21 protein-coding genes are annotated in these 21,003 nt (G+C 60.1%); 12 read left to right on the top strand and 9 right to left on the bottom strand.

The window, feature by feature from the left end:
* Window positions 1-64: 64 nt before the first annotated feature.
* The 4 genes from repC to NT26_RS21860 all read right to left on the bottom strand — a co-directional run bounded on the left by repC (window position 65) and on the right by NT26_RS21860 (window position 4,613).
* Window positions 65-1,276 (bottom strand): plasmid replication protein RepC, encoded by a 1,212-nt coding sequence (repC, locus tag NT26_RS21875; RefSeq protein ID WP_052642436.1) that lies wholly within the window; start codon window positions 1,274-1,276, stop codon window positions 65-67.
* A gap of 214 nt (window positions 1,277-1,490) precedes the next feature.
* Window positions 1,491-2,420 (bottom strand): plasmid partitioning protein RepB, encoded by a 930-nt coding sequence (repB, locus tag NT26_RS22575; RefSeq protein ID WP_082077835.1) that lies wholly within the window; start codon window positions 2,418-2,420, stop codon window positions 1,491-1,493.
* Window positions 2,404-3,597 (bottom strand): plasmid partitioning protein RepA, encoded by a 1,194-nt coding sequence (repA, locus tag NT26_RS21865; protein ID WP_052642433.1) that lies wholly within the window; start codon window positions 3,595-3,597, stop codon window positions 2,404-2,406. The genes repB and repA overlap by 17 nt, the downstream gene beginning before the upstream one ends.
* 134 nt (window positions 3,598-3,731) lie before the next feature.
* Window positions 3,732-4,613, bottom strand: a complete 882-nt coding sequence (locus NT26_RS21860; protein ID WP_052642431.1) for a recombinase family protein — start codon at window positions 4,611-4,613, stop codon at window positions 3,732-3,734.
* Between the two features lie 226 nt (window positions 4,614-4,839).
* On the opposite strand from NT26_RS21860, the gene NT26_RS21855 reads away from it, so the two are divergent.
* Window positions 4,840-5,907, top strand: a complete 1,068-nt coding sequence (locus NT26_RS21855) for a hypothetical protein (RefSeq protein ID WP_052642429.1) — start codon at window positions 4,840-4,842, stop codon at window positions 5,905-5,907.
* A 461-nt stretch (window positions 5,908-6,368) separates the two neighbouring features.
* Here the strand turns inward: NT26_RS21855 and NT26_RS21850 are convergent, their stop codons facing one another.
* Window positions 6,369-9,449: an AAA family ATPase gene (locus NT26_RS21850; protein WP_052642882.1), complete on the bottom strand. Its 3,081-nt coding sequence runs from the start codon at window positions 9,447-9,449 to the stop codon at window positions 6,369-6,371.
* Window positions 9,446-10,582: an exonuclease SbcCD subunit D gene (locus NT26_RS21845; RefSeq protein ID WP_052642880.1), complete on the bottom strand. Its 1,137-nt coding sequence runs from the start codon at window positions 10,580-10,582 to the stop codon at window positions 9,446-9,448. Before NT26_RS21845 ends, NT26_RS21850 begins: the two co-directional genes overlap by 4 nt.
* A gap of 72 nt (window positions 10,583-10,654) precedes the next feature.
* Here NT26_RS21845 and NT26_RS21840 point away from each other — a divergent pair, with 72 nt between their 5' ends.
* On the top strand, window positions 10,655-11,446 hold the full coding sequence (locus NT26_RS21840; protein ID WP_052642879.1) for a BrxR family transcriptional regulator: 792 nt from the start codon (window positions 10,655-10,657) through the stop codon (window positions 11,444-11,446).
* A 160-nt stretch (window positions 11,447-11,606) separates the two neighbouring features.
* Here NT26_RS21840 and NT26_RS21835 read toward each other — a convergent pair whose 3' ends face one another.
* Entirely contained in the window at window positions 11,607-12,449 is an 843-nt protein-coding gene (locus NT26_RS21835) for a hypothetical protein (protein WP_052642877.1), read from the bottom strand.
* Between the two features lie 239 nt (window positions 12,450-12,688).
* Window positions 12,689-13,285, bottom strand: a complete 597-nt coding sequence (locus tag NT26_RS21830; protein WP_425287752.1) for a hypothetical protein — start codon at window positions 13,283-13,285, stop codon at window positions 12,689-12,691.
* Window positions 13,286-13,816: 531 nt separating this feature from the next.
* Between NT26_RS21830 and NT26_RS21825 the strand changes: the two genes are divergently transcribed.
* Together NT26_RS21825 and NT26_RS21820 are read left to right on the top strand one after the other, a co-directional pair.
* Complete coding sequence (locus NT26_RS21825; protein ID WP_008336111.1) at window positions 13,817-14,059, top strand: type II toxin-antitoxin system ParD family antitoxin; 243 nt, start codon at window positions 13,817-13,819, stop codon at window positions 14,057-14,059.
* 5 nt (window positions 14,060-14,064) lie between these two features.
* Window positions 14,065-14,385: a type II toxin-antitoxin system RelE/ParE family toxin gene (locus tag NT26_RS21820; protein WP_017468227.1), complete on the top strand. Its 321-nt coding sequence runs from the start codon at window positions 14,065-14,067 to the stop codon at window positions 14,383-14,385.
* A 14-nt stretch (window positions 14,386-14,399) separates the two neighbouring features.
* Here the strand turns inward: NT26_RS21820 and NT26_RS21815 are convergent, their stop codons facing one another.
* Window positions 14,400-14,627, bottom strand: a complete 228-nt coding sequence (locus tag NT26_RS21815) for a hypothetical protein (RefSeq protein ID WP_052642988.1) — start codon at window positions 14,625-14,627, stop codon at window positions 14,400-14,402.
* A 245-nt stretch (window positions 14,628-14,872) separates the two neighbouring features.
* Here NT26_RS21815 and NT26_RS21810 point away from each other — a divergent pair, with 245 nt between their 5' ends.
* Genes NT26_RS21810 through NT26_RS21775 form a run of 8 tightly spaced genes read left to right on the top strand, consistent with a single transcriptional unit; the run spans window position 14,873 to window position 21,002 of the window.
* A complete protein-coding gene (locus tag NT26_RS21810; RefSeq protein ID WP_052642873.1) occupies window positions 14,873-15,199 on the top strand; it encodes a hypothetical protein in 327 nt (108 codons plus the stop codon).
* Window positions 15,156-15,839, top strand: a complete 684-nt coding sequence (locus NT26_RS21805; protein WP_052642871.1) for a lytic transglycosylase domain-containing protein — start codon at window positions 15,156-15,158, stop codon at window positions 15,837-15,839. The genes NT26_RS21810 and NT26_RS21805 overlap by 44 nt, the downstream gene beginning before the upstream one ends.
* On the top strand, window positions 15,836-16,126 hold the full coding sequence (locus NT26_RS21800; RefSeq protein WP_052642869.1) for a TrbC/VirB2 family protein: 291 nt from the start codon (window positions 15,836-15,838) through the stop codon (window positions 16,124-16,126). Before NT26_RS21805 ends, NT26_RS21800 begins: the two co-directional genes overlap by 4 nt.
* A 25-nt stretch (window positions 16,127-16,151) precedes the next feature.
* Window positions 16,152-16,430, top strand: a complete 279-nt coding sequence (locus NT26_RS21795) for a VirB3 family type IV secretion system protein (protein WP_052642867.1) — start codon at window positions 16,152-16,154, stop codon at window positions 16,428-16,430.
* Complete coding sequence (locus tag NT26_RS21790) at window positions 16,420-18,825, top strand: VirB4 family type IV secretion/conjugal transfer ATPase (protein WP_052642865.1); 2,406 nt, start codon at window positions 16,420-16,422, stop codon at window positions 18,823-18,825. The genes NT26_RS21795 and NT26_RS21790 overlap by 11 nt, the downstream gene beginning before the upstream one ends.
* Complete coding sequence (locus NT26_RS21785; RefSeq protein WP_052642863.1) at window positions 18,822-19,037, top strand: hypothetical protein; 216 nt, start codon at window positions 18,822-18,824, stop codon at window positions 19,035-19,037. The genes NT26_RS21790 and NT26_RS21785 overlap by 4 nt, the downstream gene beginning before the upstream one ends.
* A gap of 4 nt (window positions 19,038-19,041) precedes the next feature.
* Window positions 19,042-20,208: a lytic transglycosylase domain-containing protein gene (locus NT26_RS21780; RefSeq protein WP_052642861.1), complete on the top strand. Its 1,167-nt coding sequence runs from the start codon at window positions 19,042-19,044 to the stop codon at window positions 20,206-20,208.
* Complete coding sequence (locus NT26_RS21775) at window positions 20,205-21,002, top strand: type IV secretion system protein (RefSeq protein WP_052642858.1); 798 nt, start codon at window positions 20,205-20,207, stop codon at window positions 21,000-21,002. The genes NT26_RS21780 and NT26_RS21775 overlap by 4 nt, the downstream gene beginning before the upstream one ends.
* The last annotated feature ends 1 nt before the right edge of the window (window position 21,003 follow it).

Raw genomic sequence — 21,003 nt, 5'->3', positions numbered from 1 at the left:
TAGCCAAAACCTCGCTAACGGCGAATGAACCACACAAAGTGAGGAAGAACCACTTTAACAGCTGTTAAGCTGCAGATCGTCGCCCAATCAACGCCATGACCATCGGCCCACAGGAAAACTCACCCTCCGCAGCTTTGGCAGTCAGAGCTCGCAAGTATCCACCAGGCGATCTGATGTCCTCAAAGCGTTCAAGCATGGCAGCAACAGCGATCGATGCTTGCTCCGGACCCATGAATCGCTGCGCTTCTTCCCATGCAGACGCACTGATCCCCATGGCTGGCCGCACATGGGAAGCCGCGTCGAAAAGCTGATGCCAATGCCGGATTTCGCCTTGGTAGAAGGTCTTGAGCGAGGGACATGCCGCGATCACTAGGTGCAGCGGGATCTTTGGCAGGAGTCTTGTGTCCTGTTCATCAACCTCAGCAACAGGCTCATCCGTGTTCAAGTCTGGCACGCCGGCCGCCGCCCCGCTTTTTTCTAAAGCAGGTTCAAGATCTATAGACTCTTTATTTGAATTATGAAGGTGACGCTCAGACTGGGCATCATTGGTGTTCATTTCTTCTGTTTCAGGTCCATCAATGATGTTGCGCGCCTGGTCGAGGAGTGCTTCAAGATCGGCTCGATAGGCCGCGAGGTCCTCAGTTGAAAGCTTGCGGCGAAGCGCGCGAGCTGTAAGGACAGCCTTGTCGCGAAGCTGATTCCAGATGCGTAGGCCTGGCTGCATCTCCTCTCCGAACTCCGCGAGGGCCGCGAGATCACGCCGCATGAGGCTTACGACCTCTCTCAGACGCCTGACGCGCTCCTCAGCCTCACGTACAGCCTCTGCAGCCCGGGCGATCTCCTCGGACTGGCAGTAGAGCGGGGAAAGATCGAAGCCAAAGGCGACGCGCTCTTCGCCGTGCTTGCGGACGTAGCGCTTCCCATTGGGGCTATCGCGCCGCTGGAGCAAACTAGCCTCGACAAGACGCGCGAGGTGACGACGCATCGTTGAGCACGGCATGCCATTCAGGCGCTCACAGATCGCCTTGTTCGAGGGGAAGACTACCATCTCGGCGTTCCCGCCAAGTGCATCGTCTGGAAAGAAGCTGAGGAGCCCCTGCAAAACAGTCAAGTCACGTTCCGACACGCCAAAGGCCGCTTGCGCCTTGGAGAGCTCGCGCAGGAGTTCCCACTTGTTGACGGGTCTGCCCGGAACAGATGCCTCGGGTCGCTCGATGACGCGCAGATGGGCGTGCGAGATCGGCCGCATAAACGGCGAAATCGGTGTGTACTCCATGAAAACGTTCACGAAGGCAAAATTTCTACGGCCCGCGAATCGCTTTGCGCTTGCGGGGTAGGGACCAGAACGCTACATTCAGAAGTGCGAAAACTGAGATTTTGTAGCGGGCTGATCCCGGTGCGAAACCTTACAAAGGTCTCGTGAAGCTAGCTTCTCGGGGCCTTTTTCTTTTTTGCCTGTATCGTGCCTCCTTCTTGTTGGTTGCTCTTCCTCAGTCTCCTGAACGCTTCCAGCGCTCATGAAGCTCGGTAATCAGCTTTGGGGCATTGCCCTCCAACCAGCTGATAAAATCAGGTTCATCGGTAGTCAGATCGAGTTTAAGCTGCTTGCCTCGGCGACCCGTCTTGACCGTTGCCGCTCCGACGCCGGGGATCGCCAAAGCAGGCACGCCATTTCTAGACGGGCTTGCTTTCTTCTCTGCGCTCTTCGCAGCTGCCAGCACTGCGAGAAACGCACGCTCAGAAACCTCATCGACCGAGCCGGAACTTTCGGACTTGGCTGCATGAGCTACGGCTTGCAGTTGGTCTCGATCACCGTCGTAAGCACCCAAAGCCTTTTTGAGCTCTTCCCATCTCGGGCGACCAATCCCGGGAGCTGCACCGATTGCCTGGATGAGTTCCTCGCCGACCGTCCGAACGACACTCAAGAGTTGTGATACCCCAGCTTCGTGGAGGTTAAGGACTTCGGCGACACCTCGATTTGTACGCTCAGCCCCTTCCAAATGATCACCGTCGAGAAGCGCCGTCGCAACAAGCGCACGCTCAATAAAGCTCAGATCACGACGCTCTTGATTCTCGAGAAGCTGATCACGAAGCGCTTGATCACCCTCAACCTCAGTGACGATGGCTCTAACTTTGATACCGAGTTCGCGACATGCTTCTAGGCGTCTACGGCCATAAATCAGGTTGTAGCGATCACCTTCCAGTGGGCGGACCAAGACAGGCACACGCTGACCGTTCTTGGATATAGAGTTTTTCAGGCCCTCAACTTCAATTTGAAGCCTGTCATCCAACCGTCCTTCGGTAACAATCTGCGCCGGATCGATCTCAAACACACCTCCACGCAGTCGGCGCCCTTCAAGAGCGTCAGGAGCGTTGCGAAGGGTCTGCAGTGGCAGGCCAAGTTTAGGCTTTCTTGCCATTCCGCCCCCATGTGTTCTGGATGATTTCAGCGATCTCATCGTTCACTGCGTTCATGGATTCGATCGCACGATCAAACGTCTGACGCGTGAAGTCCTTCTTGTCAGCTTCGTAGAGTGTTTGCTTGGTCAAGCCGGCGTCAGAAATTGCGGTCGATTCAACCATGTGATTGGTCAGAACCGACCTACCAAACAGCCCGCGAATGAAGGCGATGACTTCGGTTTGTGGCGCATCGCCGACTTTGTATCGCGTTGGCAAAAAGCGCAGCCAATCAAAGCGCAGATTTGCGCCTGCATCCCTGATCACTCCCAGGAGATCCGCAGTCATTCGCAGGAATTGGGACATCGACATGAGGTCAAGCATCTGCGGGTGAACCGTCACGAGGACACCCGAGGACGCTGAAAGGGCTGACATCGTCAAGAAACCAAGCTGCGGTGGGCAGTCGATCACAACAACGTCGTAGTTTGCTTCAACACTATCGAGAGCATCATGAACTCTCGCAAAAAACGCCTTCGCTCCTCCTCGCTGGATAGCAGCAGGCGTCTCGTGCTCGAACTCCATGAGTTCAAGGTTGCCCGGGATAAGATCAAGGCCGCGGATGTAGGTCTTGCGGATCACTTCGCCGATCGGAACCGGATCGTCGTAGCGAACGGCATCATAGAGGGTTCCGCCCTCCATAAGGTCGAGTTCCGGCTGGATTCCATGAAGGGCTGAAAGGGATGCTTGAGGGTCGAGATCGATCGCAAGAACCCTGTACCCCTTAAGCGCCAAGCGTTGAGCGAGGTGAGCAGACGTCGTCGTTTTGCCGCTGCCGCCCTTGAAGTTCACCACTGAAACGACTTGAAGCTCGTCGCCGTCACGGCGCCCAGGAACGTAAGCTCCAGACTTTTTTGCATTTCTTTCAAGAGTTTGACGGATTTCCCAGATATCGTCGAGCGTATAGCGGCGATGACTTCCAGCCGTCGTCTCGACGTCAACGATCTTTCCTTCTCGATGAAGCTTCCGAAGATAGGTATGATCGACGCCAAGGAGTTCAGCAGCTTCGCCGCTGGTCAAAGTGCGCATCACCTTCTTTGCATCCGGCGGGAAGTGGGCAGCGCGCTGAGCATGCAGGTTCGACGCGAGAAGTTCCGCGTAGTGCCCGATGGCGATGTCTAGATCCTGCTCTGTTTCGCTCATGTCTGTCCCGATCCGTGGGCGCGTTTTTTATGTGAACGCGCGTTATTTTTCGAGACTATTGCCCGACCAACCAGATTCGTGCAAGCACTTTCTAGATTTAGTGGCAATCGGTTAGGCCAACACAAGCGCCGTCTTCAAAGGAGCCCCAGCTTTTCAGCCCGCTCCAGCAACATTCTGACTGAGGAAGGCTGCCAGCTGGTGCGACCGCGAGGGGTGCGCTCACGCATGGATTCCAGTCGGTCACAGATTGCCTGCAAGGTGATCTCGGGGTCAGCACCTTTGATTGCTGCGACAATCGCAGGCAGGCGATCTTCTGTTTCGCGACGTCCAGCGCGTCCAAGCACTTCAGCGGGCAGGAACCCGTCCCGCACATATGCTTTCACCGCGCGGAGTAAACGGCTTTGGGTCCAGTGGCGGTCGTGGGGCAGGGGGGCATTGATGATCCGCAGCACGTCTTCCCAAGCCATATCGGGGCGCAGGCGGCGCACATGGGGGACCCAATCCTGCGCGGTCTCATTGAGGCGCTCCATGTAGCCATCCTGCCGGGCAAGCCTTACCTTTCGAAGCGCGGCGGGGTCCTTGGTGCGAAGCCCAGGATTGCCACCAACGCGCCCTTTGGCGCGTGCAGAGGCAAGACCCGCCTTGGTACGCTCGCGGATCAGAGCGCGTTCAAACTCGGCCGCGGCGCCCAGAACCTGCAGAGTGAACTTGCCCTGCGGCGAGGACGTGTCGATCGGGTCCTGCAGCGAGCGGAAGAAGGCACCCTTGGCCTCCAGCCGCTCTATCACCTCGAGCAAGTGCGACAGGGACCGCGCAAGCCGATCGATCCGAACGACAACCAGCGTGTCGCCCTTGCTGATGCGCTCCAACACGCGCGCAAGCACCGGCCGCGCACGATTGCCGCCTGAGGCGTGCTCTTCAAAGATCTCTACGCAACCCGCAGATTGAAGGGCTTCCGATTGGGGCAGGGGGGTCTGATCCTCTGTGGATACGCGCGCATAGCCTATCAGGGGCATGGAAAAGGGCCGTTTGCAATTTCATGTAATACTAATAAACGACCGTTTGAAAACGAATGCAAGCAAGTGCTCTCTCGTCGTGTTCGTCCAAAATCCCTTGGTTTCTTAGCGCTGAGCGCGATCTGAGAGGTTCCACCGGCAGTCGCGCGCGCATACTATATAAAGAGCGTCTGCTCCCTCCACAAAATCACTTGGGTAATGTGCAAAAGATTAGTATTTTGCACATATGAAGCTCCAAGTATCCGCTTTGACTGATGATTTCGACGACCCCCTCATCACAATCGAGGAGGATGAAGAGGCTCACGAAGAGGATCTCTGGTTTCTGCCTGGGCCACTCGAGGAAGAATCGGATGATTTGCCTCCAGGGCCGCGGGCGGAACCGCCCGACACCGCTGTCGTCGACGACTGGGCAAAGGCAGAGGGGGTTCACGCTGCGCAACTGGCAAGAGTGGCTGGACGCCTGGGAGCTCTGGATGACCGGCTGCTGCGTGGCCCCGAAGGCTGGCGGCACCGCCTCGCTTTGATCGAGGCAGCGAACCTCAGCTGGTTCGCAGGGGATCGAGTGAGTTCTGATCGTCTGGCGCTTTGGGTATCGATGCGGCTCTCGGGCGCACAAGATGACACAAATGCCCTAGCAAGAGTTGGATGGGCTGTTCGGCGCCTGACAGGCGGCCCCGGACCAAAAGCTGATTTGGCCGCCTTCCTAGATCGCCGCGATCCCGAAAACATTGAAGACAGCGCTGAGCGTTTCGAGGATCGCGCGGGCGGATGGCTGGATGTCATGGCAGCCGCCGGCGACTTGCATCCAATCACGCGGGCTTGCATGGGCTTTCATCTTTGGAACTTGGCGGGTCTCGGACAGCACGGCCAGCAGATAGAAGCCGCCGTCACCGCGTCCAGGATCGCGGCCAGCGACGGAAGCGGCGCCATCTTCGCACCGCTCGCCATGGGCGGGGCAGGGGGGCTGCGTGTTTCGGGCTTGCCACCCGAACGCTTGGACCGCTGGTTGGATGGAATGAACAGCGCAATTCTAACGGCGATGCGTCATCTAGATGATACCCAGACATGGAGTGCTCGGGCGGAAAGAGCCATGTCTCAGCTTTCGGGGCGAACTCCGGCCGCTCTTCGCTCGGCATTGACAGAGTGGCCTTTGGTGTCGGCCCCGATGGTCGAGGTCATAACAGGCGCAAGTCGCGCGGCTGTTCAAAGGAACCTCGCCTGGATGGAAGAGAGAGGCCTGATCCGAGAAGTGACGCAACAAGGACGCTTCAGGATGTGGCGGATCAAGGACTAGACCGTTGTGACCAGATCCAGCGACAAGGGCCTTATCAGTTCATTGAGGGTGGGGCGCTTGGCGTCGATGCCTACGCTCATCGATGCCGCCAAAGTATCCTGGTTTGAATATCGATCTGAATGTTTCGGTCAGAATCGCTTTGTGTGATCCCGCAACGAGCTATGGCAGCATTTCGAAAAGATCCGGCGTGTCTTCGTCCCGCCGCCTGCCCATGCCGTCGCCGAGATGCAAACATGGGTGTTTAATGCGTGTCAGACCTTTTCCGCCCTCGAAATGGACCCATCCACCTCTGGGCATCCCTACACTTACAATCAGCGCCCCGCATATTGGACAAGTCCGCCGGAAGGATGCGCTCTTCTTGCTTTCACGATCTCCCCGAACTGCCCAACCGCCGCGGACGGATACCGTGCGCCCCGTCGACAGGTGGCGGGTGTGCGCCTTGCGGTAATACCAACGGTTCGTCATCCCAGCCCCCTCCTTTCCTCGACCCGGCTGCCGCTTGGGGTCGATCGCACGTAGAAGCCTTGTGGAATAGCCTCCTGCACCAGCCCGACATGCGAGATCAGACCCACAGCTCGGCTGCCCTCTGTCAGCGCAGCAAGAACCTGGATCACTTGATCCAGCGTGCCCGCCCCATTCTCGGTATCGAGGCTGCCAAAACCCTCGTCGATAAAGATCGTGTCCATCCGGATTTTACCCGACAGGCTTTCGACTACATCGGCGAGGCCAAGTGCCAGTGCCAGTGCCGCGATGAAGGTCTCGCCCCCGGACAGCGTGACTGTCGGACGCGCCTTGCCGGTGTTGATGTCGAAGACCTCGATTTCGAGCCCACGTTTGCCGCGACCGCCAGATGCCTCTAGCCCACGCGTCAGCCGGTAGCGACCACGTGTCATAGGTTCGAGCCGCATATTCGCCGCCTCGAGAACCTGGTCGAACATTGCACCGATCGCGAAGGTCTCGAGTGTCATCTTGAAATCGTTCTTGCCGTTGGCCAGATCGGCCAGCCCCCGGAGCGGCCCGGTTTCGGACTCAAGCCTCTCGGTTTTGGCCAAGGCCTCAGCCAGCGATTCCGTGAACTTGGTTAGGGACGATACATCCGTTCTTGCCGTTGAAAGCGCATCGTTGGCGGCGTTCAACTCTTGGGTAGCGTTGTCGAGTGCCAACTGAAGCGGGGCAAGGTCCGGGCGTTCACGATCTGCGCAAGCGGCTGTGGCGTTCTGCAATGTCGTGCGAGCAGCGATCAAGCCATCGCGGTGATCGGTCACCTTCTTGCGGTCGGCGTCGAGCGTCGGGAAATGCGCCTTGCAAGCATCATATCCAGCTTTGTCCAGCCCGACCTCGGCAAGCCGAGCGCCAAAATCACCTTGCGCCTTTAGCACGCGCTGCTGCTGCGCGTCGCGTGCCCGCTTCGCTGCTTCAAGCTGCTCTTGCGCACGGGTGAGCGCTTCGCTGGCGGCTCGGTCCTGTTGCGTCGCCACTGCCACCGCCTCGGAGAGTTGCCTCTGCTCTCTCTGCAAAGCCTCCCGCCGAGCGACAACCGCCTCGGGCGTGCGCAGACCTTCCGGCAGGGCCTCGATCACTGTGTCCAGCTTGGCGCGCGCGCCGGCAAGAGCGGTCTCGGCCTTTCCCGCAGCGGTTCGCGCCGTAGCCTCGGCAGTTTCTGCCTCGGTCACCTTCCGCTTGAGTTTGGCCAACTGCTCCGCCATCGCGTCTAGATCGACCGCTTTTCCAAGCGTGGCGACGTCGCCTTCAAGCCGTGCGATTTCAGCCTCGAGTTCCGCCAATGTGCGCTCAGGGCGTTCCTGTTCCTCCAGCGCCCGCTTCATTTCGTCGAGCCGCGTTCGGAAATTGCCGAGTTCACTTTCGGCCCGAACCTTGGCTTCGGCTGTATTTCTCGCCTGAACCTGCGCGATCCGAAACGCTTCGGTCAAACCAGATTGTTCGGGTGTACCATGGGCCGGCGTAGGATGATCTTGAGAACCACAGACAGGGCACGGCGTCCCTTCGATCAACTTCTCCGCCAGAATAATCGCTTGCGTGCGAGAAAGCCGTGCCTCCGCATCAACCAGGGCCGCGTCGGCGACTTTCGCCGCTTCGGCTTTTGTCGCCAGTTCGTCAGATGCCGCTTCGACTTTTCGTTCGGCCTCCGCGACAGCCTTTTGCGCCTTAGCATGCGCCACTGCCTTGATCCGCTCCCGACTAACATCGGCCAGTTCTCCAGTCAGCTTGCCTCGCGACGCCTCGGTCTTTCGCGCCTGCTCTAGCGCTAGATCGGTCGCATCGCGCTGAGACTTGAGGTTTTCGCGGGTATCTGCGGCCTCGGCCAGAGCCTTCTTCGCCGAAGCTTCGTCCTTCGCAGCGTCGTCGAACGCGCTTCGAAGATCGGCTGCCTGCCCGACCTGGTTCTCGATCGCCTCCAATCTTGTCAGGTCAGCCTGAACTTGCTGCCGCCGCTCCTCGCCCAACTGTGCCTCGACCAGTTTTTGCGCCGTTTGCTTCTTTGCCCCATTGGCGATGTTGAGTTCCGCCTCGGCCATCGTGACAGCCTCTACCCCATTCCGGCTTTCCTGCTCCGCATCGCGCCAAGCCGCCTCAAGATCACGGGCCTGCAAGGCATTCCCGACGGCCTCAATCCGCTTGGCCAGTTCTTCGAGCTCGCCCGTTTTCGCTTCTAGATTGTCAAGTGCCTTCCGCGCCGTATCAACGGCAACAAAGGCCCTTTCGATCTGCTCTCCTTCGGTCAGAGCTATGCGCGCAGTTTCGGCTTTCGTCTCCGCCCCCTGCTGAATGCCCTGCTTTTCTTCGACTTTGGCTTCGGCTGCGGCAATTCCGAGTTCCAGCGCCTCGGCGCTCTCGAAGCCACGTTCCTCGAGTCGAGCCACGTAGAGAGCGCGCTGGTCGCGCAACGCTCGTTCTGCCTCTGAGGCTTCTTCCTTCAGCCGTGCGGCGAGATCGCGATAGATCTTCACGTCGAAGAGATCCCGCAATATCTCGACACGCGCATCCGTTTTTGCAGCCAGGAACGTCTCGAACTTGCCTTGTGGCAAGAGCACGATCTGTCGAAACTGATCTGCCCCATATCCCAACAGCTGCTCGATATGTTGCCCGACTAGCGAGACCTTCTTTTCAGCAATGACACGGCCAGACTGGCTCGGACCAAGTGTGTCCACCGGAATCCCGGTGACATCGAACAGCGAGGCTTCCGCCGCGTCCTCAGTGGTCCCTTCACCGCGCGCCTTCGGACGCTCCTGCGCCGGACGACGACGGATCAAGTAGGTCTTGGCACCCAGCTCAAAAACAAATTCGACTTCGGTGGGCAGATCCGGCGCCGAGTGATCCGAACGGAGCGAACGTGGTTCCTGATCGGTCTTGGTTGGTGCCCCGAAAAGCGCGAAAGACATCGCCGAAAACAACCTCGACTTCCCAGCTCCTGTCTGGCCGTAGATTCCGAACAGCCCTGTTTCCAGCGCAGAGCGGAAATCCACTATTTCAGTTGTTGCGAACGGCCCAAAGGCCTGAAGCGATAGGCGAATGGGTCTCATGACTGCTCCTCCCCGGAGGCTGCTGCGTGGAGCTTGTCCGCTACGATCGCGACTTCGTGGGATTTCAGTTCCCGGCCGCTCACAACCTTCATGAAGTCGCCGACCATCTCGATCGGCGTGACCGCGGCCCGCCCGGCACCAAGCGCCTCGGCTTCCGTCGCGCGCGCCTGCCGGGCGTAGGCCAGATGGCAAGCATTGGGATAGGTCGCGCGTAACCGCTTCATCGGATCGATAAGAGGGTTCTCATCTGTCAGGATAGCCTGGATGAAATCGTCAGACGGCGTTCCTTCCAGAAGATCCGAGAATGCCCCGGTAAGCGAGCGAACCTGCCGGATCGGTCGGAACGGTACGGTGCGGATCTCGGCCCCTTCGGCGTGCAGATCGACGACAGTCATGGATTTTTCGTTTCCTGCCTCGTCGAAACCGAAAGCGAGCGGTGCGCCGGAGTAACGAATATGGCTCGCGCCCACTTCCTGCGGCTTGTGCAAATGCCCCAGTGCCACATAATCCGCTCCGTCGAAGACATCGGAGGGAACAGTTTCAATACCCCCGACTCGCGTCAGGGCGCGCTCGGTCTCGCCGACCGCACCCCCCGCGACGAAAGCATGGGCCACGACGACCCAACGCGCCCCATCAGGCACCTGCCCCCTCGCAGCAGCGATCTGGGCGGCCACTACCTCCGCCGGCGCACTAATGCTTTCATCTCTGAACACCTCGCGTGCGGCATATTCATAGGAAAAGGGCAGTGCGGAAAAAGCGACCTCGCCATGCGCGTCACGTAGCACCAGCGGCGCTTCCACCGCATCGGAAATCCCGCGCACCAGCACACGAGACGCGGTGGAAAAGACAGACATTGCCTCGATCCGGTCGCCAGAATCGTGGTTCCCAGAGATCATCACCACAGCGGCTTCGGTCTCCTCTGCCACGCGCTTGAGGAAGCGATTGAACTGCCGGATCGACGAATTGGGCGGCGAGGCACGGTCAAAAACGTCCCCGGCGATAACAAGAACATCGGCCCGTTCGACCACAAGCGTTTCAAGAATCTGACCGAGGATGACCTCATGATCCTCCTCGAGGCTCAACCCCATGAACTGCCGCCCCAGGTGCAGATCTGCCGTATGAAGTATTCGCATCCGAGCAATCCATTTTCTATACGTATAGTAAATGTATGGACTTTGAGAGCGGAGTCAAGTATTGCTCGGCGTATGAGCCTGAAAGCCCTCAAGCACGCGCAACGTGAGCGAATTTTGTTCCTCGACCAATGTCTGACCTGGAGAGGTCAGGCGAACCGCCGCGACTTGATAGAACGCTTCAATATCTCGATGGCACAGGCTGCCGTTGACTTTCGAACCTATCTTTCTCTGACGAATACGCCGCCAGTCTACGATGCCGCAGAGAAGGCCTATTTTTCGACCGGCGACCACTGCACATTGACTGAGGTTGGCCCGGAACAAGTTTTCGAATTGCTTGATGGCAAGGCGACATCGCTTGGCGCGAGCATCCCGCTTCCCACTCGCGTGATGGATTCGACCGTCGTCGCACAGCTCTACCGCGCCATGAAGGGCGAACGAGACATCCAGATTACCTACACCTCGATGAGAAGCGGCCTCTCCGACCCGCAGTGGATCAGCCCAGTTCAGTTTCATTTTGACGGAGAGGCAATTTATCTCCGCGCCTGGAGCTATAATCACGAGGCGTACCGCGATTATCTCCCAATACGAATAACGAAACAAACCGAGATGAAAACGCGGAAGAGGCCTGCTCCCCTGCCTTTTGACACGGACTGGAACAGCTTGGTGCGCTTGTGGATACGCCCGCGTTCAGATCTATCCGATGCACAAGCGCGAGCCGTCCGGCTGGAGTACGGCTTTGACGACAAGACGCATTTACTAATCGAAACGCGCAAGGCGCTCGTGTTTTATGTCGTTAGACGATGGCGACTGAGTCAGGAAACTGCGCGGCTCGAGTTGGAAATGACGGAACAGTTGGATACCTGAACCAGCGTTTAAGAACCAACTCAGAAAGCCCCCCGGGAACGGCCCGCAAGCTGTTCACGCAGTCCCCTACATTTTTTAGCCCGGGCCCGAATTTGCCTACATGCGGGTTCGCAAGCGCATTGAGGTTTCCTTGATACAATCGCGCACTGCCGCCTGCGGGTCATCTGGAAATTTCTCCCGCCAACACCGCTCGTCCGTGCACCGCCAACGTCGCTGAAAACCTCTGGCACCCAAACTTGCGGATTACATCGAGCACACGCGCTTCGTAGGCAGCGTGTCCGATCAAACGACATAGGTCGGACGCGTGGAAGTGGCGGTTCGCAGTTGGCGCGGCTTGCATCTGTCTCAGCAATTCGCGCTCTTTGGGGTCCGTTATTGGTCTCGCTGGTCGCTTGGCCGCGGGACGAGGTGGAGTTCCCGACGAATTCCGCCATCGGCGCATGAAGCCAAGCAGGAAGCCGGCCGGCACCTTACCGTTGCCTCGGGACCGGTTGAAGGCGAGGAAGCGATCCCAGATAACTTGGGTGTCGATGTTCCAGCAGGGCAGCGTGGCCTTCGCTGCTTTGATGAGCTCCGCCCAATTGGTCTGAAAAACGTTCGAACTCGCTGTGATGTCGATCAGTCCTGAGAAGATAGTTTTGTTATTATTATCTCTAGATAGTGATGTGTCGCCTTCACCTGACACGAGATCATGAGTTTCACTCTCCTCGTCGAAGGCTGAGAACCGAAAGACCCAGGGCGCGAATTTGCCATTTGGCTTCGCCCGCTCGAGCCGCAACTCCGACGTCTCAAGTTCGCTCAGAAGAACCGAAAGATATTGTCGTGAGACACCCATCTTTTCCGCCAGGGCCGAGAGGGTGAAGGCTGCCGTTCCGCGCGACAAACCGTTGTAGCCATCCTTCCAGGCGATGGCATCGAGGATCAGGGTGGCAAGCTTGTGCGCTGCAACAGAGAGACTTGTCTGAGTGATCCGTCGCAGTATCAGGCCGGTCGTAGGTTCCATGGTCGGGGTCTCCTTGGAGATCCGACGCCATGTTGTGAGGCAACAACATTCTTGCCAGCAAAACAACTTTGCTGGTTGCAGGTGTTTTAGCCGTGCGCTAGGAAACTCTTGTTCACGGAGTTTTCTTGCACGGCGTCAGGCTTCACGGTCTGGCGTCGTCTCCTTTTCGGGGGGGGGAGTGTACAGCCTCCCGTGCGGGGTTGTGAGGACGCGCGCGGCGGAACCGCGCACAGATTTTGTCAGTAGCGAACTTCTTCAGACCCGTAGTTCCCAGTGTGATCACGCCAGTCGACGAAGACGGAGCGGTAGAAGTAGCTGCCACATCCATTCGGGATGCTCAGGCCGGATGCGGCTGGCACCTGGCCCACGGTGGATCTTGTCCATCGGTAGTCGCCCTGCACGCCGTAGGACCCCAATCGCGTCGAGTCGCTGCGATTGCAGTCGCCATCTCGGTTTTCGTGCTGGCGGTACTGGATGTGATAAACGCGAATGCTGCGCACGAAATCAAAGGCGTCGCCCGAGATGTCGATGTCGGCTTGTTCATCCACCTGGACGCGAACAAGGGGTATCGGAGTCGATACCTGCGGTTCGGGCGGATCGCGGAACGTGATGTCATAAAGGCGTTCCATAGGCGACAACGGACTTGGTTCGTTGAACGACACCCCCATCGGACACCGCCAGATTTGTAAGGGCGGCTCGATCGGCCATGGCGTGATCCGCCGAATGAAGACCGCTCTGGCATGGGCGCAGGGCGCGGAGGCTGGCCAGCCGCCCGCAAGGCAGAGGAGGATCGCGCAGTCCACCTGGTAGGCCTGAGCCGGTGCTGACGAGGCCATTAGTCCGGATATGCTTATTGCCGTGGCTGTGGCCACGCCGTGGATCACGTGCTTCATGATGCCGACTCCATCTATAATAGTGCAGCGATACGAAACCACATTAATGATAGCAAGACGATTTGATTGATGGTGGCCTGCGATTGTTCGCTTGTGTCGCGTGACGGCTTCCAAGATCTGATGACGGTTTGGGCTCTTGTGGCGTCTTGAAAGCGGCCGCAATTGCGGCGTCCTTTCAAGTCCACTGCCAAACAAACGCTTGTTACCAAATGCAAATGTAGCGTTCTAATGCGGCCACGAAAGCGGTCACGGAAGAACAGACCGCATGAACCCGTCAAACGGCGTGTCGCAGCGCTCATGGTCCCGGGAAGGGCAGGGTCGGAAAACTGTCGGGCCCGGTTCTCCGGCTGGAATCCGGGGCAGAAGGACGGGGAGGGGGCAGCGAACCTATTTTGGGGACTAAGTTGGGATCAAGCATGAGCTTGAATATCTATGTCAGTATCTGATACGATTGAACATGGATAGGAGAGTCTGATGCCAAACGTCCACCTGACCGAACCGATGCAGAAATATGTGCAGGCGCAGATCGAGTCCGGCGCCTACGCCAATCTGAGCGAAGTCGTTCGCGCCGGCGTAAGGATGCTGATGGAGAAGGATGGCGCACGGCAGTTCTACGCCCTCAAGGCCGATCTCGAGATGGCAGCCACCCTGGCCGAAAATGGGGACTTCGCCGAGTTCGATGCCCAAGCCTTCGAACCGGATGCGTTTGATCGCTGACCCGCATGACTATTCGGCTTTCCGGACAGGCCAAGTCCGACCTCGAAGAGATACGCACCTACACCGTCGAGACATGGGGCAGGGACCAATGGCTCGTCTATTACCGCCAGTTGGTCACCGCCTTCGAGCGGATCACTGGGGATCCCGACGCGGGCCGGGACAGGAGTCTCTTTGTCCCGGGGATGCGGTCCGTCAATTGCCAGCGTCACGTGATCTTCTACAAGCGGCTCGATGCGGCGGATGGCGCGGCCGTCATCCTGCGCATCGTGCATCAGCGCCGCAACATGCCCGCGCTCGTCTACTACGAGGATCTCGACGGCGGTTAAGCCCATGCGTTTGCTCAGTCCAATAGCTCGACCAGTCTTCCATAGTCTTCACTGACCTCGCGCGCCTCCTGAAACGCGCGGGCGCGCTCGGCATCAAGACAGCGGAAGTACTCCTGGATGTCGGCGATGTAGCCCTCGAAATCAGAACGCAGCAGATCGGCGTAGGCACGCATGTCTTCTTGCGACTGAGGCAAGAACGGTCGTTCGGGAGGTACGCAATCCGCAGCCGCAGCTACCGGCATGCTTCCAAGCAGGAGCGCGAACAGCAACGGTGCGTTGCGCGCAATAAACAACCGCAGGGCAAAACTCCTTTGCCGCCTTTAAGATTATCATTCTGTCGGCTATCACCGTTATCGGAGCAAGGCGAACTTCGTCAACACGTTATTATTGTCTTGCTATCATTAATGTTGTTTTGTATCGCTCACGGTGTTGCGACCCCGTGGGCCTGATACTGCACCCAGGCAGAACAAGGACCCAAGGGAAGGCCATGATAGAAGAAGCCCCGAATGTGGTTACAGAAGACGGACTGCGCGGCTTGCTCGCAGAGGGCTACCTCATTGAGGTGGTCTGCAAGGAGAGAGCGGAGAAGCGCCATAACAGCTGGTACGGCTCGTGGGTCATCCGCGCCGTCGCCACTGATGGGCGTGACGACAAAATGCTCGTCACCAGCCGAAGCGTCCTCAAGCTGCGTGACTTCAAAACCATCGTTGGTCTTGTCAGCTTCCTGGCTGACATGGGCTGTACGACCGCTAGCATCCCACTTGAAGAAGGTGGCCGCGAGCGCCACGCCGCGCCTCTGGTCGAAGGCAGCTGACCGCGCAACTGCGCTCGTCGTTGCTTTGGGTACAGGCGTTTGTTCCGCGCCCCCGGCCCTGGCCGACGGTTTCATCTTCCAGGTCCGCCCCGACGGCCGATTGATTTCCACTTCTCAAGAGGCAAACGGGCGTCTTTTTCTCTTCGCAGAACCTCGCGTTCCTGACGCAACGAGCGAGACAGCGATCCCGGCTCGATCTGCCGCCCGCGCCACCCCAGAAATCCTCCAGGCGATCGAGACCACGGCTCTACGGTATGCCGGGCATGGTGCGCTGCGTCGCGCAGGGATTTCCGTCACGGATTGGGCGCTCCTTTACCGAGCCAACATCGAAGTCGAGAGCGCGTACAATCCCGCAGCGCGTAGCCCTGTTGGCGCCATTGGCCTTGGGCAGCTCATGCCGGACACGGCCCGCGACCTCGGTGTGGACCCACACGACATTGCGCAGAACCTCGACGGATCAGCCCGCTACCTGCTGATGATGCTCGACCAGTTCGGCGAGGGCTCTCTGGCCCTTGCGGCCTACAACGCTGGTCCGGAGGCGGTCACACGTCACGGCGGCATCCCCCCTTTTCGCGAAACCCAAGGGCATGTGGCCCGTGTGACCGCCGTATTTGAGCGGCTCAGAGGAGATCTTTCATGACACCGAGACCTTCGACCGTTGCGCTCGGCGCGATGGCCCTTATCGTGCTGGCGGGTCCAGCGCTCGCGCAGAGCATCGACCTCTCGCCCGTGCAGACCCTGCTTCAAGGCATTGTCGATGCAATTACCGGTCCCTTGGGGATCGTGATTGGCACGCTCGCACTGATCGGGGTGTTCCTTTCCTGGCTCTTCGGCATCCTCGACTTCCGTCAGGCGCTCTGGGTCGTGGTTGCAATCGCGGGCATCGCCGCAGCACCCACCATCGTCGCCGCCATCTGGACCACCTGAGCAAGAGATCTCGGAGTTCTTGGCCATGTCCGACCAGTCCCGCGTGTTCATCGGCCTTCTCAGGCCACCCAAGCTGATGGGCTTGCCGATCATGTACGCCATGGTCTGGCTCTTCGGCTCGACGCTTCTGTTCCTCTGGGTGCAGAGCTGGGTGGTGGCCGTCTTCGCGGGGCTGGCCTGGCCAGCGCTTTGGAAGGCCGCGGACTGGGATCCGAACTTTCTCGATGTCCTTGTGATCACCTTGCAGGAAACCCCGCCCACGGCGAACCGCAAGCTGCACTGGGGCGACAGCTATGCCCCGTGATGGAATTGCCGATGACGTGCCAGAAGTGACAGACGCGCTCGATCCGCTGACCGCGCTGCCCGCATGGGTCAAGGGCGAGAAGCGGCTCTCGTCCATGCTGCCCTATGTGAGCCTTGTCACCGACCGGACGATCCGGACCCGTGGCAATGAGCTGATGCAATGCATCCGGCTCGAAGGGGTGAACAGCACCACGAGCGAGGATGCCCATCTCGACCGGATCGGCGGGCTTCTCGCGGGCATCGTCGCGCAGGTCGGAACCGAGTTCTCCTTCTACCTGCACAAGGTCTCGAAAGCGGTCGACGCAACCCTGCCGCCCATCCCGGGCGAGGGCTTCGCGGCGGCCGTCGACCAGCGCTGGCGTGCGCATCTGGGCCGGTCGGGCCTGCGCGACAAGACGCTGACCCTGACGGTCCTGAAGCGCCCCGAGGCGAGCAGCCGCCTGCCCTTCGGTCTGGGGGCGTCCCGCGCGCGACACGCGGCGGACACCACCCGCCGCTTGCGCAAGCTCGATGAGGTCGTGGGATTTCTGCTGTCGTCCTTCGATGAGTTGAAGCCCCGCCTGCTTGCCGCCAGCACTGGAGAGCTTCTGGGCTTCCTCGGCTCCCTCAACACTGGCGAGGAGCACCCGCTCTTCCCCCGGTCGCGCTTCGGTGTGATCGCCGAGGACGTGGCCAATACCCGCGTCACCTTCCGCGGCACGACCATCGCGCTCTCGGACGGTGCCGTTGGCGACAAGCTCGGGGCGATCTTCGCGGTGAAGAACTACCCCGCCAAGACCGATAGCCTGATGCTCGACGAGTTGAATCTGCCCGTCGACATGGTCGTCACGCACTCTTTTGTGCCGATCAACGCCAACATCATGGCGGGCCGGATCAAGCGGCAGCTGCGCCTGATGCAGGCCGCCAATGACGGAGCCGTCAGCCTCGCACAGGAGCTAGAACTCGCGCAGGACGATCTGGAATCCAAGCGCCTGATCTTCGGCGAGCATCACATGACTGTGGCCGTCTATGCGCTCAGCCAGGCTGCCCTTGACGATATCGCGGCAGAGATTCGCAACATCTCCGCCACCTCCGGCATTAACCTGATCTCGGAAGCCTTCGGGGCGCGGGCGCATTTCATGGCGCAGCATCCAGGGAATACCGGGGCGCGAAGCCGCAAGGCCGCCATCACGAACCACAACTTCGCCGATCTCGCTACCTTCCACCGCACGCCGCTTGGCAAGACCGGCAGGGAAGTCCCCTGGGGCGTGCCAATCACGCTTTTCCCAACGCCCGAGCGCAGCGGGTTCCGCTTCAACTTCCACGAACAGGGCGCGCCGGATCGTGAGCCGACAGGTGGCCACACGCTGATCCTGGGCCGTCCCGGCTCCGGCAAATCCGTACTGGCGGCCTTCCTGATGACCATGGCACGGCGGGCAGGTGCGCGGGTCTTCGTATTCGACTATCGCGCGGGCATAGAGATGGCCGTCCGCGCGCTCGGCGGCAGCTATTCGACCGTGCGGGCGGGACGCCCCACGGGCCTCAATCCGCTCCAGACCGAGATCGACGTGCGGGGCCAGGCATGGCTTGCTGATTGGCTCGCGAGCCTCTTGGAGCGGCGCGATCGACCGCTAACCCCGGTTCAGACCAACCGATTGCAGGAAGTCGTGCGCCAGAACGCGAGCGCAGGACATGCGGGCCTACGGAACTGGTCCGACTTCGCCTCGCTCCTCGTCTCAACCGATGACGAGGGCGATCTCTTCGAGCGGATGCAGGAATGGACGGTCGACGGTCGCTACGGCTGGATCTTCGGGGCGAATGCAGACGATACGTTCCAAATCGGGGGCAGCACCGACGCTGATGTCGCGGGCTTTGACCTCACCGGCATCCTCGATTCCGAGAGTGAGCGGGAACGCATGGCGGTCCTCTCCTACCTCTTCCGCCGAATCGAGCGGGTGATCGAGGACCGCAAGCCCACCATCATCGTCATCGACGAGGCATGGAAAGCCCTCGACAACGCCTACTTCGCGGAGCGGCTCTCGAACTGGCTGGTGACCGCCCGCAAGCAGAACGCCGTCGTCGTGATGATGACGCAATATGCCAGCCAGCTCGAGCGCACGCGCACCGGCAAGACCATCGTGGAAGCGGTGCCGACCCAGGTGCTTCTGCCCAACATCCGCGCCTCGGCTGCGGATTACGCGATACTCGGTCTCAGCGAGAAAGAACTCGACGTGCTTTTGGGCGTCGGCTCGACCTCGCGGCTCGCGCTCGTGCGCGATGACCGAGGTTCGGTGGTGATCGATGCCGATCTCAGCGCCCTCGGCCCCCTCGTGACCATCCTTGGCGGCATGGAGAAAGGCGAGGCCCTTGTCGGCCCCGACTACCGTGACCGCCCCGATTTCTGGAGAGTGACATGACCCGTACCATCATCCGCAGCGCCGTGCTGCTCGGGCTCGGCCTGACCCTGACAGCCTGTGCACAGCATACCCCCCCGCAAGCCAACTGCTTCAATTTTCGCGAGGCTCCTGCGCAGGCAGGAACCGCCACCGCCACGATCTCGACCATGGGGGCGGAAGTCACGCGCCGCGACACGGCCTGCGATTTCGTCCTCTTGGGGGCGGGCGGCTGAGCCAATGCGGACCTGGCTTCCTCTCTCGATGATCGGCTTTGCACTGGCGGGTCCCACGGCGGGGCCAGCGGTCGCCCAGGGCGTGCCGACCTTCGACCTGCGCCTCTTCGCAGAGCGGCAGGCCATCCTTGAGCAGACCGATCGGGACCTGGCACTGCAACAGGACAGGCTAAGCCGCGAGGAGGAACTGGCCGAGATCGAGCGTCAGCAACTCGCCTCCTTTGAGTCGCTGATGGATGCCATGTCCCTCGGCTCCGGCGATGTCGCAGGCACCGTGGCCGGGCTCGAGGCGGGGCAGGGGGCGGTTGACGACGTCGAAAGCGCAGCCGCAAGCCTTTATGCACCCGAGGACAACAACCCAGCGGCCGCGCGGATGTTCGGCGATGCCCGGGAGGGGATCGAGGAGCTGATCATCCGCGCAGCACGCGACACCCATAGTCTGTCCGGGGTCGGCCGTGCAGGTCTTTCGCTCGTGCAATGGCGCTGTCTCTTGCAGGCGCTGATCTGGCAGGAAAGTCGTTTCCAGATTGGGGCACGCTCACCCGTGGGGGCCTTCGGACTTACCCAGATCATGCCCGGCACCGCGGGCGATCTCGGGATCTACCCGGCGTATTACGACGATCCCTATCTGCAGGTCACCGGTGGCGCGCGTTACCTCGCCCAGATGCTGAACATGTTCGATGGCAACATTATCCATGCGCTCGCCGCCTATAACGCCGGTCCGGGCAATGTGCAGGATTATGGCGGTGTGCCGCCCTTCGCGGAAACCCAAGCCTATGTCGTGGTGATCCCGCAGCAGTACAACAGCTACCTCGCCGCCGTGGGCGGCATCGACGCGCTCGGCACCATCGACCCCGTGCTCCTTGCGAACGCGAGTTTCAGCCTCTCGGCCCATGGCGCAGGGGTCTATGGCGACTATTCGCTGGTCTCGGTCCGTGCCGCCGCCCTGCGGGTTCAGGACATCATCACCCGCATTGGTGAGACCGAGGATCTCCACGAGGCCATCGCGCTCAACACCTATGCCCGGGCCGAACTGGCCCGGCTGGTCGCAATCCGGACCCGGATCAAGGCCGCCCGAACCGAGCCACTCAGTGCCGAGCAGATCGCCTTGGCGGCGGCCCAGGCTGCCGAGCGGCAATTCATGGATTTCAGTCAGGAGGATTTGCGTTGAACCTGCGCCTGCCCCGTTCCCTTTTCGCCGGTAGCATCGCTCTCGCGCTTGCCCTCAATGTCACCGGACCTGCCGGGGCACAGGGTGTGCCCACGGTGGACACCCAGAACATTGCCCAGGAAATCCGCCAGCTTCAGCAGATGCTGCAGGATTTCGGGATCCAGACGGATCTTCTGGACAATGCGTTGGAGCAACTGGACATGCTGCAAAGCCAACTCGATCAGCTGAACGAGATGTATGCCTCGCTCACCGGGCCGCGCAGCATCCTCGGGCTTGCCATGGGCGGGGACCTCGACTCCTTGCTTGAGGCCAACTTCGAAGACATCCCCGGCCTAATCCGCGGCATCCAGGCGGGCGATTGGAGCGCTCTCATCGGGCCCAATGCTGGTCCCATGCGCACGCAGATGGAACAGGCGCTGGCAAGTGCAGGGTTCGACGAGGATTCACTCCGCGAAATCGCCACCAGCGGCAATCCGGGAGCTGAAGGCGTGGCCACCCGGGCAACCACAGGTGCTGTGATGTCGGCGGCGGCGCAGAACAGCCACGCAGAGGCGGAACAGTCTCTCGAACGAGTGGAACGTCTGGTCGAGATGATCCCGGACATGGAGGATGTCAAAGCCTCGATGGACCACAACACCCGCGTCACGGCGGAACTCGCCATCGCCATGACCCGGATGTGGGAGCTGGAAGCGATCCAAACCCTCGGCGCAGGCAATGCAGGCGTGGTTGACGCCGCCACCGTTGCCGAAGAGCGCCGCTACATGGACTTCACCTTGCCGGATCTTGAGCCGTGAG

This window comes from Pseudorhizobium banfieldiae (assembly GCF_000967425.1).
GTDB classification, from domain to species: domain Bacteria; phylum Pseudomonadota; class Alphaproteobacteria; order Rhizobiales; family Rhizobiaceae; genus Neorhizobium; species Neorhizobium banfieldiae.
This window is presented reverse-complemented; position numbering and strand designations above follow the sequence as displayed.

Coding starts and splice junctions, on each gene's coding strand:
- repC (WP_052642436.1), bottom strand. CDS start 1,276: ATGGAGTACACACCGATTTCGCCGTTTATGCGGCCGATCTCGCACGCC.
- repB (WP_082077835.1), bottom strand. CDS start 2,420: ATGGCAAGAAAGCCTAAACTTGGCCTGCCACTGCAGACCCTTCGCAAC.
- repA (WP_052642433.1), bottom strand. CDS start 3,597: ATGAGCGAAACAGAGCAGGATCTAGACATCGCCATCGGGCACTACGCG.
- NT26_RS21860 (WP_052642431.1), bottom strand. CDS start 4,613: ATGCCCCTGATAGGCTATGCGCGCGTATCCACAGAGGATCAGACCCCC.
- NT26_RS21855 (WP_052642429.1), top strand. CDS start 4,840: ATGAAGCTCCAAGTATCCGCTTTGACTGATGATTTCGACGACCCCCTC.
- NT26_RS21850 (WP_052642882.1), bottom strand. CDS start 9,449: ATGAGACCCATTCGCCTATCGCTTCAGGCCTTTGGGCCGTTCGCAACA.
- NT26_RS21845 (WP_052642880.1), bottom strand. CDS start 10,582: ATGCGAATACTTCATACGGCAGATCTGCACCTGGGGCGGCAGTTCATG.
- NT26_RS21840 (WP_052642879.1), top strand. CDS start 10,655: ATGAGCCTGAAAGCCCTCAAGCACGCGCAACGTGAGCGAATTTTGTTC.
- NT26_RS21835 (WP_052642877.1), bottom strand. CDS start 12,449: ATGGAACCTACGACCGGCCTGATACTGCGACGGATCACTCAGACAAGT.
- NT26_RS21830 (WP_425287752.1), bottom strand. CDS start 13,285: ATGGCCTCGTCAGCACCGGCTCAGGCCTACCAGGTGGACTGCGCGATC.
- NT26_RS21825 (WP_008336111.1), top strand. CDS start 13,817: ATGCCAAACGTCCACCTGACCGAACCGATGCAGAAATATGTGCAGGCG.
- NT26_RS21820 (WP_017468227.1), top strand. CDS start 14,065: ATGACTATTCGGCTTTCCGGACAGGCCAAGTCCGACCTCGAAGAGATA.
- NT26_RS21815 (WP_052642988.1), bottom strand. CDS start 14,627: ATGCCGGTAGCTGCGGCTGCGGATTGCGTACCTCCCGAACGACCGTTC.
- NT26_RS21810 (WP_052642873.1), top strand. CDS start 14,873: ATGATAGAAGAAGCCCCGAATGTGGTTACAGAAGACGGACTGCGCGGC.
- NT26_RS21800 (WP_052642869.1), top strand. CDS start 15,836: ATGACACCGAGACCTTCGACCGTTGCGCTCGGCGCGATGGCCCTTATC.
- NT26_RS21795 (WP_052642867.1), top strand. CDS start 16,152: ATGTCCGACCAGTCCCGCGTGTTCATCGGCCTTCTCAGGCCACCCAAG.
- NT26_RS21790 (WP_052642865.1), top strand. CDS start 16,420: ATGCCCCGTGATGGAATTGCCGATGACGTGCCAGAAGTGACAGACGCG.
- NT26_RS21785 (WP_052642863.1), top strand. CDS start 18,822: ATGACCCGTACCATCATCCGCAGCGCCGTGCTGCTCGGGCTCGGCCTG.
- NT26_RS21780 (WP_052642861.1), top strand. CDS start 19,042: ATGCGGACCTGGCTTCCTCTCTCGATGATCGGCTTTGCACTGGCGGGT.